This is a genomic window from Mycoplasmoides fastidiosum (assembly GCF_024498275.1).
Taxonomy (GTDB): Bacteria; Bacillota_I; Bacilli_A; order Mycoplasmatales; family Mycoplasmoidaceae; genus Mycoplasma_N; species Mycoplasma_N fastidiosum.
In genome coordinates, this window is sequence record NZ_CP101809.1 from 606,744 (window position 1) to 619,703 (window position 12,960).

Consider the following 12,960-nt stretch of genomic DNA (forward strand, 5'->3'; position numbering starts at 1 on the left):
GAAGAATTTATTTTAATAATTTTGGTTTTTGAAATTGAATAGAATTTTTGAAGTTTTGATAGGTTCATCAAAGACAAAACTGTAAAAATTTTCTGTTTTAAATCAAAAACGTATTTAATATTTAAGGTTAAAAATGAAATTTTTTTTAGATTATTTGAGGAAGAAAAACTTATCAAAAAATACAATTATTACATATAAAAATTCGTTGTTATTTCTAGATGTTGAAAATTGGGATTGAATTAAAATAAAAAAGAAAATATTTCATTCTAATTACGCAGCTAATACTGTACATTTACATAAAAATGTTTTATTACAATATCTCAAATTTAAAAATAACAAACAATACATTAAAAAACTCGAAATGATTAAATTGCCTCCGATTGATACAAAGTATTATTTAACCATTTCCAAAAATATGCTTTATAAAAAAACTCAAATTTTAGATCATGATAGTGACAATGATCGAAAATGAAAGATTATTATTCGATTTATTTTTGAAACTGGAATTAGAGCTAGTGAATTACATACATTGCAGTTAAAAAATGAAAAATTATATACTTTAGGTAAAGGAAATAAATTACGACAACTATTCTATGTTAAAGAAACATTAATATTAATGTTGAAGTATTTTCCTGACTTGAAAGGTTTTTATCATAATAAATCATTACGTTTAGCAGTCAAAAAATATTTAGATAAAAAATATACTCCCCACTCCATTAGAAGATCATTTGCGACTCATATGTTAAACAATGGCTCCAATCCTAAAAGTTTAATGTTGCAAATGGGTCATTCTAAAGTGGAAACTACTTATAGATATTTGAATCTTTCTGAAAAATATAATGAACAAAACTACAATAGAATAATGAAAAAAATGAGCTAAATTTTTTCTTATTCAATTATTTAAAATATTCTGGATGGTTTTTTTAAAATCATCCAGATTTTTTTTGGAATTTTTCTTCTAATTCTTGAATCTGATTTTTAACACTAAGAATATCTTTTTCTACTTGTTCAATGTCAATAATTTCTTCTTCATCAGGTGCATTATCAACATATTTTTGGACTGATAAAAAATAATCGTTTTCAATGATTGTTTTTTAGAAATAATTTTAGAAAAATAAGGAATTTCTTCGCGTTTAGCTCATGTTTGATAAATTTTTTGAATATTATTTTCGTCTAAAAAATTTTGTTTTTTTGATTTCTTAAATTCTTGACTTGCATTAATAAATAAAATATCATCATTCTTTTTATTTTTTTTAGCAATTACAATACAAGTAGCAATTATTGTATTATAAAAAAGTCTTTCAGGCATCAGAATAATTGCATCAATATAGTTTTTATCAATAATTACTTGTCGAATTTTCTTTTCAGAATTACCTCGTTCTAAAATTCCCAATGAAAAAATAGAGACAACTACTCCTTCGAAATGCACGTTATAAAGCATGTGCATTAGAAAAGCAAAATCAGCTTTATTACGAGGCGGTAATACACGGTATTCATTGTATCTTTCATCGTTTAATAATGTTTCATTGGGATTTCATTTCAAACTAAATGGAGGATTAGCTACAACACAATCAAATTTTAGATCTAAATTTAAATGTTTTGGATCAATTAATGTATCTCCTTCTCTAATATCGAATTCAAAATAAGTTAAACCCCTTAAAAATAAATTCATTCGAGCTAAATTGAAAGTAGATGATTTTATTTCTTGTCCATACAATTTTTGAACTTTAATATTTTGTGTTTGAGCGTTCTTTAAAATTCTAATTAATAAAGAACCAGAACCACAAGCTGGATCATATACACTTTTAAGACTTTTTCTTCCGTGAGTAGCAATTCTAACTATTAATTCAGATACAGATTCTGGTGTATAAAATTCTCCAGCTTTTTTTCCACCATTACTTGCAAAATTGGATAATAAATATTCATAAACATCGCCTAAAAAATCGATGCTATGATCATTGGGAGTTAATTGAATATCTGATAATTCTTGGATAATACGTTTTATTTTTATTTCTCGTTCACGTTCGATATTACCTAATTTAGTATCGTCCAATTTAACATCATTAAACAACCCTTTAAAATTACTTTCGGATTTGCTATTTACAGAAGAATTTTCAATTTGATTAAAAGCATCTTGAATAGTGGGAATGATATTTTCTCCAGCAGCAATTTTTTCTAAAACTGCTTCATAACTTAAATCGTAGTTAAAAAAGTATCCTAATTTATCTTAATGAACTCTTTTTCATCATCATAATTGGGTGAAGATTGAAAATCTTTATAATCAATATTTTGAAATTTTTTAACTGTATTTTCAATGGTTTCTGATAAATATTTATAAAACAAAAATCCTAATACAAAATCTCGATAGTCATTAACTTCCATAGAAGTTCTTAATAAATCACAAATATTCTTTACAGCTAATTGCAATTTTTTAGAAATTTCATTATTCATATTATTGAACCTCTAGAAAAATTGCTTAAATTAAATCAATTTAGACTAATTAGTGCTAAAAAAGATACACTTATTTATTAAAATAATTAATTAATAACAAATCATTTATTAATTTAATTAGAATAAAAGAACTTACTTTCAAAAATTCTTTGAAGGAGGGACAAAGTCAATTTTTTATAGATGCTGATTCAATATCAAAAAATAATATTAAAAAATTTGAAAATCAATTAGGATCTTTTGCTCCTAAAAATAGTATTCTTTTTGTTAAAGATGGATCTGTTGGATTAATGAAATTTATTGATTTTGACTGTTGAATAGGTTCTACATTATTTTCATTTTCTAATTCAAGTGTTATTACAACTAAATTTATTTATTTTTATTTTTTAGCAATAAAAAGAAAATTTTATCCTTAAAAAAGGATCAGTAGTATCTCATATTTATTTTAAAGATTTAGAAAAACTAGAGATAAATATGCCTAATGAAAAAACTCAAGAAAAAATAATTAACATTATTGAACATAAAATAAATAGTTAATTTCAGATCTTTAATTTATTTATTGTTTTATAACATATCATTTCTTAAGTTAATTAATTTCAAAAATTTTAATTTAGGGTTTATTCGTTAATTGTTTAAATTTATTAATAATTAAAAAATAACTTAAATAAAAAGGATTTATATTTTTATGATTTTCATATTAAAAAATAAAGACATTCTAGAAAAGAAAGAAGAAAATTTATTCAAATTAGAAAAGGAAATTCAAAATATTGTTGAAAAAAATCTTGAAACGTTATTTGGATATAAAATTTTATCAACCGAATTTCAAACAGGAGATTATCGATTTGATACTGTAGCTTTTGATGAAGAAACTAAATCATTTGTAATTATTGAATATAAAAGAGGTAAAAATGAAAGTTTAGTTGATCAAGGTTATGCATATCTATATACTTTTTTAACAAAAAGTGCAGAATTTGTGCTTCTTTATAATGAAAAAAATCCTACTGCTAATAAGCAGAAAAAAGATTTTAATTGATCAGAAACTAAATTAATTTTTATTTCTCCAAATTTCACTTCATATCAAAAAGATGCGGTAAATTTAAGTAAAGTTCCGTTTAAATTATTTGAAATTAAAAAATATGGAAATGAAATTTTTTTAATTGAAGAAGTAAATGTGCAAAATAATACAATTAAAAATACACCATTTAATATTTCTGATGAAGTTGTTCAAAAAGTATCAGAAGAAATCCAAGTTTATGATGAAGAGTGACATTTAAAAAATGCAGATAATTTTGATTACATTTTGTATTTAATTAAACAATCGTATAATTTAGGAAAATAATTTAAATAAAAAATTGAAAATTAAATAATAGTTTTTCAGTAAACGAAATTTATTTTTCTGAAATAAAGAACAATCAAATAGTTTAAAAAACTGGCGCAATTTAAATTGCGCCAGTTTTTTAATTTGTTAATTGCTTATTTTAAATGAATCTTTTGTTGTTCCAGAAATTTTAATTGAAGTAATGAGATTGTCGCCACCAAAATTTTCTTCTAATTCATTTATTTTATAATGCAAACTATATACAATATACATTTGAACAGCTTGATTATTTAATCCTTGAAAATATATTTCTGTTATTTTTGGAGAATCTATAAATGAAATTTGAACTGGTCAAATATATTCGCTTATATCACTTAAACTATTTTTATTATTTGTTAGATAAGTAATTTTTTCAAAGTTTATATTGAAATATTTAGGAACTTTAGATTTTTCAAATGCAGCCTGATTAAAAATTGCTAATGATCCTTGGTCAATTGAAACTTTTGTATTATTTGTATAAGCTTGATTTATTTTTTCTTTTCAATTTTGAATTTTCGTATTTCACTCACTGTGAGAATTATTAACACTAATATGTAAACCTTTTTCAGGTTGGTTTTTTATTTTATTAACATTAATTTTAGCTAATGAAGATTCAGGAAGAACAAAAAAATCTGAAATTAATTTAGTAGAAATATAATTATCAACATTATTAGGTTTTTGTAATAATTGAACACTAAATTTTAAAGAGCCATTTAAGTCATTAGCATCAGTAACTGAATTGAGTTTTCAAATAAAATTAGAATTATCATAATTATTTTCTGTTTTATAAGAAGATTCTAATCAATATGATGCAAATCCACTAAAAAAACCTATACTGCTTTTTATATCAGTAGAAATATCAATTGAAGAATACATCGAATCATTTAAAACACTAAGTTCAGAATTATTTAATTCACCTTCTTTTTCTAACAAATTTTTTCAAAAAGAAGGCAATTGCTTTTCGTATAAATTTTTATCTGTAGAATTACTATTCTTTTTAATAGACAGATGTTTAAAAATTCAATATGCTTCTGGCAAAATTTCTACACTAATTTCTAAATTATTATTTGTAGATGAATATCTAATATCTGTAACTAATTGATTATTTAATAATTTTTGATATTTATATTTACGCTTATATTTAAAATGAAGCTTAATGATATTTTGAATATTATCGCTTGAAATTTGATTGGATAATTTAGTAACTGTTCCAACAATTTGAAAAGTTAAATTAGGATCAGAATCGTAATTAGTTTCAAAATATTTTCTAAAAATTGTACTTTGTTTTTCTGCATCTTGTAAAGAGTTAACGAATTCATCAACATTACTAACATATTTTTTGTATCCAGTAATCTTAAGAGGTGTTGCTAGTTTATAATTAATTACATCTTCTGAAAGATTTTGAAATTCTTTTTTAGAAAAAGAATTATTGCTTTGAGAATTTGATTCCTGATTTGATTGATTAGTGGAAGTAGACGGGTTTTTAGATAACTTAGGTAAGTTATTTTTAGTTTGATTGTTAGGAGCTTGAGAATTATTTGATGTTATTTCTTGTTGATCTGATGAAAAAGACTCCGAAAAATTATTTTGTAATTCTGTATTATTCAAACCACAAGAGCTTAATACTGAAGAAATTAATATATTACTAGTTAAAATTCAGGGTATTTTTGAAAATAGTTTTCTTTTCATATTTTTTTAATTTTTTGTTTTCTCGAAGGCTTTTTTGTAAGAATTACAAAATAAATGTAAACTACAGAATCTAAATATTATTAATTATTTAAAAAGAGTCAATAATATTAGTTTTTAGTTACTGAGATTTAATGTATATGATTCTGGCGTTGATCCAGAAATGGAAACAGAAGTGATCATACTTGAATTACCTAATACTTCATCTTCTAAAGAATTTATCGTATATTTTAGGCTATAAACAATATACCTTTTGACAGATTCATTATTTTTTGCTTCAAAATATATTGAAGATATACTTGGATTTTCAATAAATGAAATTTGAATTGGTCAAATACTTTCAGAAATATCGCTTAAATTTTCGCTTAAATAAGAAATTTTCTCAAATTTCATAGTGAAATATTCTGGAATTTTAGATTTAACAAATGTTTGATTATTTGGAGTTAAAAATGAGTTTGAATTATCAATTAAAACTTTTGATTTTTCAGTGTATGCTTTGTGAATTTGTTCTTTTCAATTTGTAATTTTTGTACTTCATCCATTATGTTTTTCATTTACAACAATATGTAAACCTTTTTCTAAATTTTGTTTTATTTCATTAATATTTATATTCAATAATTTCACTTCAAATCAATTAGAAATTAAATTTGTTGGAACATAGCCATCAGTTTTGCTTATTTGTTGGAACAATTGCACATTAAATTTTAATAATCCAGTCAAATCATTTGTTTCAGTAATTGAATGAAGTTTTCACAAATAATTGTTATTGGAATTTTCTGAATTTTTGTATTTGGATTCTAATCAATGTGAAACAAAACCTGCAAATAATCCCAAACTACTTTTATCATCAGTAGAGATATTGATTTGAGAATATTTTGAAGTTTCAGGAATGCTAAGATTTGTATTATTCAATGTACCATTTTTATCTAATAAATTTTTTCAAAAAGATGGAAATTGTTTTTCGTATAATTCTTTATTTCCATTGTCTCGATCAGATTTAACTGATAAATTTTTGAATTGTCAATATACTTCTGGCAAAATTTCTAAATCAAGCTGAAAATTAGTATTTGTTTCTGAATTTTTAACTTGAGTAGTTAATTGATTGTTTAATAATTTTTGGTATTGATATTTACGTTGATATTTAAAACGTAATTTAGTAATATTTTGAATATTATCACTAGATGTTTGATTAGATAATTTGGTTATTGAACCAATAATTTGAAAAGTTAAATTAGGATCAGAATCGTAATTAGTTTCAAAATATTCCTGCAAAATTTCATTTTGTTTATTACTATCTTGAAGTGAAGTAATAAAATTATCAACATTACTAATATGTTTTTTATATCCGGTGATTTGTAAAGGGGTTGTTAATTTAGTTTGAAGAACACTTTCAGAAGTAGGTTTTGAGTTTATTGAATTTACTAAATTATTGTTTTTAGAATCTTCTAAAACAGGTAAATTAGTTTCATTTAGACTGGAATTCAATCCTTGATTTGATGAATCGATAGAACTAGATTGATCTGTTGGTAATTTAGGTAAATTATCTTTAACCTGATCATTAGAAGTTTGGGAATTATTTGAAGTTGTTTTTTGTTGGTTTGAAGAAGAAGAAATTTCTGAAAAATTATTTTGTGATTCTGTATTATTTAAACTACAAGAACTAATAATTAAAGGAGTTAATACACTAGCAGTTAAAAATCCAACCTTTTTTAACGACAATATTTTTTCATAATTATTAACTTCTTTTATTTTTATTTATTGTTTAACTAAAATTAAGAATCAAAAATCTTAATCCATTTTTTGTTTTTTATTGTGAATAACTAGTTTATACACATAAAACAAGCAATTCCAATTTATCATAATAAGTCATTAAAATCAGAAAAAATGAAGTTTATAGTTATTAAATATTGGGGATTATGTTTAATTTTTAAAAAGATTAGTTATTCGTTCAAGTTTCAGAAAATTAAATCTTAAAAATTAATTAATTTCAAATTAGATAGTAATATTATGGCTTTAAATGTGAAAATCACGGCTTAAAAGCCGAATTTTGGGGCTTGATTGACTAATCTTTGCTTTATAATATAAAAACAACATAATTTTTGTTTTAGATATTGCAGAATCATTATCATAAGGATCTCAAACATTTTTATTTGAGATCCTGTTTATTTTATTTACTTTTGATTTAACAGGACCCAAAACAATAAATTTCTTCATTATTCTTCTTCAATTAGCCAATAATTTTGATTCAATAAAATTTTATGAAAAAAGGTATTTTATTTTTAATCAGTGGACCAAGTGGAGTGGGCAAAAAAACAATTTTGACCGATTTATTTGATGACACTAGTCTGAATTTACACTACAGTATTTCCATGACCACTCGTCCTAAACGTCCTAATGAAATTCACGGTAAAGATTATTATTTTGTTGATAAAGATTTTTTTTTACAAGAAATTGAAAAACATAATATGTTAGAATACGCCGAATTTTTTAATAATTTTTATGGAACACCTAAACCAATTGTTGAAAAAATGTTAGCTGAAGGCAAAAATGTTTTATTAGAAATTGAAGTAATTGGGGCACAACAAATTATGGAATTAATGCCTGATTGTGTCACAATTTTTATTTTGCCCCCAAGTATTGATGAATTAAAAAACCGATTAATCATGCGTCAAACTGAAACAATTGATTTAATTGAAAAACGTTTAGAAAAAGCCCGAAAAGAAATAAAATTACAAGATATCTATCAACATAAAATTTATAATTTTGTTGCAACTGATGCAGCTAATGAGTTAAAAAAGATTATTAAAGCTGAAATTCTTGCGCGAAAATAACTTATGAAATTATGAAATCTTTTTAAAAAAAATCCCATCAATTCATTAACGGAAACCAAAAATGAACCTAAATTAAATGCTCATTCCCAAATGACAGTAGCAACTGATATTGGCATTGATCGTTTAGAAAATGAAGACTATACTGTTGCAGGCACCAATCATTATGGTGATCAAATTTTTTTAGTTTGTGATGGGTTAGGTGGTTATGAAGGTGGTAAAGAAGCGGCAACAATTTTAGGAACCACAATTGTTGCTCAAAGTTTTAAAACCAATTTTCGAAAATTAACTGAAACCGAAATTCGTGATTGGTTTGTCAATGCAGTTAATGAAGCTAAATTTAAAATTAACAGTTTTATTGCAATCAATCCAGAAGCTCATAAAATGGCTTCAACTTTAGTCTTAGGTGTGTTAACAAAAGAAAAATTATATTGTTTTAATATCGGTGATTCCCGCATTTTTGGAATTCAAAACCAAAAAGTTGTTCAGATTAGTAAGGATCATAATTTTTATAATTACTTACTTGACAGTGGTTTAAGCAATGAAGAAGTTGCGGCTTATGGTTCACAAGTTTATGCAATTGTTAACTATGTTGGACAATTTGATGAAGTAGAAGTTAAGTATGATTTATTTGTATATGACCGATCTGAGTTTGATTGGGTATTTTGTACAAGTGATGGCATTCACAATTTTATTGAACTAACTGATTTTGCATCTGAAATTACTTCTGGTCAAAAAATTGAAGTTATTGCTAATAACATCATTAAAAAAGCATTAGCAGGAATGAGTAATGATAATTTATCAATTGCATTAGTTAATGTTAAATCTAATTAATTATGAAAAAAGAATTTAAACCTGGCGAAATTATTGATGAGAAATATGAACTAACAGAAATTATTGGTGAAGGGGGAATGAATTCAGTAATTTGAAAAGCCAAGCAGTTAACAATAACTAATCCTTATGAAGTTGAATTTAAAAATTACTGTGCCATTAAAATGATTGATCCAGATCCCAAAAATCAACTAGAGCAATTTACTAATATTAATAAAGAAATTAATGCCACTCAACGAGCCAATTTTCGATCTGATGCGTTTTGTGAATTTTATGATCATTTCTGAATTAATTCTAAGCGCAATCCTAATAAAGCATATTTTGCAATCGTGATGGAATTAGTTGATGGAATGGTTTTAACTAACTACATCAAGCTTAAAGGTATGATTCCGGTTGTTGAAGCCATGGAAATTTATGAAAAAATTTTATTAGGCATTAAATCTTTACACCAAAGTAATAGTGAAGGCACTGAAGTGATTTTACACCGGGACTTAAAACTTGATAATGTGATGTTAACTTCTGATTTTTCACGAATCAAAATTATTGATTTAGGAATTGCAACTGTTTTGGATAACACTGGTTTACGTTCTTTAAAAATTGAAGAAAAAAGTATTTATGGATCAACAGGTTATGTTCCACCTGAGGTTAAAAAGCTTAGTTCGAGAATGAATAGTACTGAAAAAGCCAAAATTATTAATGAATTTTGGGATATTTTTGCTGCTGGAGTAATTCTTTATAATTTGATTGCTGCTGAATTTCCTTATAACTTAAGTAGTAGTGGCAAATATGATGTTTATTTAAAGCCTAAATTTTTTGATTTTCCACCACTGTCAAATTTTGTGCCTAATATTTCAGGAATTATTGAAAATATTGTTTATAAATCATTGGTTTCACGAGATGAAGAAATACATCATCGGTATCAGAATGTTGATCAAATTTTAGCTGATGTTCGTGAATGAAAACAAAATCCAACCAAACAAGTAGCCTTAATTAAGCCAGCTGAAAACCGTAATTTAGAAAAAGTAGAAAACTTCTTATTAAAACGAGCTAGTTATGAAGTTAGTTCTTTAGTTTGAAATCGTAGTGTTTTTAGCTATTTTTTAGTTGTTTTGATTTTAGTGATTACCAGTTTACTAATTGTTTTTGCCTAATTTTTCCTTCTTTTTTTGTTTTTAATCGGTTATTACTATAACCCCCATCTTTCCAAATCCTATAGAGTTAACATCTTAAAATATTTGAACTTCTTATATTAAAAAACCAAATATTAGGGCTTATATGCTAAAATTATGGGGAATAATGGAAGAAAGTGGGAGATATGGATTTTCTAGGCACCTTCAATTTCAATCTAGATGATAAAAAACGCCTGATTTTACCAGCGAAATGACGTTCTGCCCTTTCTAATGATGTTGTTCTTTCTAAAGGGTATGATGGTGCGCTAGAATTACGTTCAGCAAGTAAATTTAAAGAATATTACGATCAAGAATTAAAAGTTTTGGATACCAAAAACCGTAATGCTCGCATTATTTTGCGACAACGTTTAGGATATGCGGCTAATTTAGTGGTTGATCGATCGTTTCGAATTTTATTGCCCACTAATTTGATTAAAATTGCGGGAATTGAACATGAAGTTTGTTTGGTAGGTGTTGGTGATTTAATTGAAATTTGAGATGTTAAAAAATATGCAGAATTTCAAGCTGAAACCGATAATAAACTAGAAGATGCAAGTGCAGAATTGGAATCATGAACGAACTAATTCATTTACCAGTTCTTAAAAACGAAGTAATTCAAGCTTGAAAAAATCAAGGTAATGGAATTTTTGTGGATTGTACTTTTGGCCGAGGTGGACATAGCAAAGCATTATTAGCAGAATTAAGTCCTAATAGTCGTTTAATTGGTTTGGACATTGATCCAGCCGCTGTTGTTGTAGGAAATCAGCTTCAAACTGCTGATCCTCGTTTTATGATTGTTCAAAATAATTTTCGCAATTTACAAGTAACCTTATCGAAATTACAAATTCAAAAAGTTGATGGGATTTTATTCGATTTTGGAGTTTCTTCACCACAATTAGATGATCCTAATCGTGGTTTTAGTTATCATCATGATGGTCCGTTAGATATGAGAATGGATTTAAACCAATCAGAAACAGCAGCTAGTTTGTTAGCCAAAATAAAAGTTGGAGAATTAGCTCGTATTTTTGAAATTTATGGTGAATGTGATGAAAGTTTGAAAGTTGCACGAGCAATTCTCAAACACCAGCAACAACAACCCATTACTCGTACATTAGAATTAGTTGAAATAATTAAAACAACAGTTGCTAAAAAAAATTTGTATGCAAAAAAACATCCTTGTCGAACTTATTTTCAAGCATTACGAATTTATTTGAATCAAGAACTTGATAGTATTAAATTAGTTCTAGAACAATTAAATGATGTTCTTAATAAAAATGGTATTGTTGTTTTTTTAACATTTCACTCATTAGAAGAAAAAATTATTAAAAAGTGAATTAAATCACAAACCGGATATTTAGATTTACCTAATTTACCAATTCAAATTCCTAAAGCTTTTCACTTAATTACCAAAAAATCAATTCGGCCTTCTGCAGCTGAAATTGCAACAAATAACCGCGCCCGTAGTACTAAGATGTGAGTCATTCAAAAAAACGATCATGAAACCTAATCTTTTAATTAATTTAACTAACAACACAAGTAACATGACTGCATACTTTTTAGATCCTGAAACAAACAAATTTCAGATTTTAGACTTTGTAAGTTTTGCAACTGATAAATTAATTAGTAATTCTACAATTCTGGATATTGACCAATTAGCAACAATCATTCAACAAAATTATCAACTTTTGTGTCAAAACGTTTTAGTTGATAAATTTCATGAAATTAATTTGGTTTTACCATTTCAAATTCCCATCTTAAATAAACAAATTTTTGTTAATAATAAATTTGAACGATACGAAAAAAAGATTGATGAAATTCAATTTTTTGAAATTAAATTTTATAAATTCTACATTGGTGCTGAAAAAGTCCATTATTCTTATTTCATTAATAAAAGTTTGTTTGAAAAATACAAAAATTTATTCATGAAATTAAGATTAAAAATTTCTGAAATTTACACCCCGGCTTTATTAATTCCCCAATTTTTTGCTGAAAATTCAAAATTTAACGCTGTGATTGAATTAGAAGATCGAAAAATTACCTATAATTTTTATTACGGAAGAAATATTTTTAATACTAAAAGTATTTCTTATGGGGTTGATTATATTTTTGAGCATTTAGCAAAAAAACTTAAAGATTCTTATGATTTAGATCAGTCATTCCAGATTGATAAAATGATTGAATTATTAAAAATCGATCCAGTTCTTGATCCTAAAAATAATTTATCGCTTTTATTATTATTTAATGATCGGCCACTTTCAGTTTTAGAATTTTTCATTGCAACCTTAAAAAAAGCTATTAACGAAGTTTTAATAGGAATTTTATACAAAACTTTAAACAAGCTTAAGAATGAATTAAAAATTCCTCAATTAGAAACAATTTGTTTATATAAAAATGATTTCATTTACAAATTATTCCAAGAAAATTTTTCTAAATTAGGCAGTAAATGAATTAGTCCTGATCAATTATTAGCCGCAAGTAATTATCAATTATTAGATATCGACGATCCCATTGTTCACAGTTTTTTCTTAATGCAAAATCAAAAGCTTAAGAAAGCTGAAATTCGCCAAACTAAAAATCTAACTAAAACCCAATCCCAAACCAGTTCTACTAATATTTTGTAATTCAGAAAAAATAAGAAAGG

12 protein-coding genes are annotated in these 12,960 nt (G+C 25.1%); 8 read left to right on the plus strand and 4 right to left on the minus strand.

The genetic code is table 4. The features are described from left to right. The first annotated feature begins 133 nt into the window (after window positions 1–133). Window positions 134–880 (plus strand): tyrosine-type recombinase/integrase, encoded by a 747-nt coding sequence (locus NPA10_RS01910; RefSeq protein WP_256547845.1) that lies wholly within the window; start codon window positions 134–136, stop codon window positions 878–880. A 120-nt stretch (window positions 881–1,000) separates the two neighbouring features. Here the strand turns inward: NPA10_RS01910 and NPA10_RS01915 are convergent, their stop codons facing one another. Next, window positions 1,001–2,221 (minus strand): type I restriction-modification system subunit M, encoded by a 1,221-nt coding sequence (locus NPA10_RS01915; protein ID WP_318034587.1) that lies wholly within the window; start codon window positions 2,219–2,221, stop codon window positions 1,001–1,003. Next, the gene (locus NPA10_RS01920) at window positions 2,218–2,451 is read right to left on the minus strand and encodes a type I restriction-modification system subunit M N-terminal domain-containing protein (protein ID WP_256547846.1); all 234 of its coding nucleotides are present in this window, start codon (window positions 2,449–2,451) and stop codon (window positions 2,218–2,220) included. Before NPA10_RS01920 ends, NPA10_RS01915 begins: the two co-directional genes overlap by 4 nt. Before the next feature lie 682 nt (window positions 2,452–3,133). On the opposite strand from NPA10_RS01920, the gene NPA10_RS01925 reads away from it, so the two are divergent. Continuing rightward, window positions 3,134–3,787, plus strand: a complete 654-nt coding sequence (locus NPA10_RS01925) for a PDDEXK family nuclease (protein WP_256547847.1) — start codon at window positions 3,134–3,136, stop codon at window positions 3,785–3,787. A gap of 126 nt (window positions 3,788–3,913) precedes the next feature. Here the strand turns inward: NPA10_RS01925 and NPA10_RS01930 are convergent, their stop codons facing one another. Both NPA10_RS01930 and NPA10_RS01935 read right to left on the minus strand, forming a co-directional pair. Then, window positions 3,914–5,413, minus strand: a complete 1,500-nt coding sequence (locus NPA10_RS01930; RefSeq protein ID WP_256547848.1) for a hypothetical protein — start codon at window positions 5,411–5,413, stop codon at window positions 3,914–3,916. 195 nt (window positions 5,414–5,608) lie between these two features. Continuing rightward, a complete protein-coding gene (locus NPA10_RS01935; RefSeq protein ID WP_256547041.1) occupies window positions 5,609–7,210 on the minus strand; it encodes a hypothetical protein in 1,602 nt (533 codons plus the stop codon). A 539-nt stretch (window positions 7,211–7,749) separates the two neighbouring features. On the opposite strand from NPA10_RS01935, the gene gmk reads away from it, so the two are divergent. From gmk to NPA10_RS01965, 6 genes are all read left to right on the plus strand, one after another. Beyond that, the gene (gmk, locus tag NPA10_RS01940) at window positions 7,750–8,322 is read left to right on the plus strand and encodes a guanylate kinase (RefSeq protein ID WP_256547042.1); all 573 of its coding nucleotides are present in this window, start codon (window positions 7,750–7,752) and stop codon (window positions 8,320–8,322) included. A 3-nt stretch (window positions 8,323–8,325) separates the two neighbouring features. Next, on the plus strand, window positions 8,326–9,153 hold the full coding sequence (locus tag NPA10_RS01945) for a PP2C family protein-serine/threonine phosphatase (protein ID WP_256547043.1): 828 nt from the start codon (window positions 8,326–8,328) through the stop codon (window positions 9,151–9,153). 2 nt (window positions 9,154–9,155) lie between these two features. Continuing rightward, window positions 9,156–10,301, plus strand: coding sequence for a serine/threonine-protein kinase (locus NPA10_RS01950; RefSeq protein ID WP_256547044.1), 1,146 nt, complete (start codon window positions 9,156–9,158; stop codon window positions 10,299–10,301). A 164-nt stretch (window positions 10,302–10,465) separates the two neighbouring features. Continuing rightward, window positions 10,466–10,903, plus strand: coding sequence for a division/cell wall cluster transcriptional repressor MraZ (mraZ, locus tag NPA10_RS01955; RefSeq protein WP_256547045.1), 438 nt, complete (start codon window positions 10,466–10,468; stop codon window positions 10,901–10,903). After that, window positions 10,891–11,826, plus strand: a complete 936-nt coding sequence (gene rsmH / locus NPA10_RS01960; RefSeq protein ID WP_256547046.1) for a 16S rRNA (cytosine(1402)-N(4))-methyltransferase RsmH — start codon at window positions 10,891–10,893, stop codon at window positions 11,824–11,826. The genes mraZ and rsmH overlap by 13 nt, the downstream gene beginning before the upstream one ends. Beyond that, the gene (locus tag NPA10_RS01965; RefSeq protein ID WP_256547047.1) at window positions 11,816–12,940 is read left to right on the plus strand and encodes a hypothetical protein; all 1,125 of its coding nucleotides are present in this window, start codon (window positions 11,816–11,818) and stop codon (window positions 12,938–12,940) included. The genes rsmH and NPA10_RS01965 overlap by 11 nt, the downstream gene beginning before the upstream one ends. Window positions 12,941–12,960 lie beyond the last annotated feature (20 nt).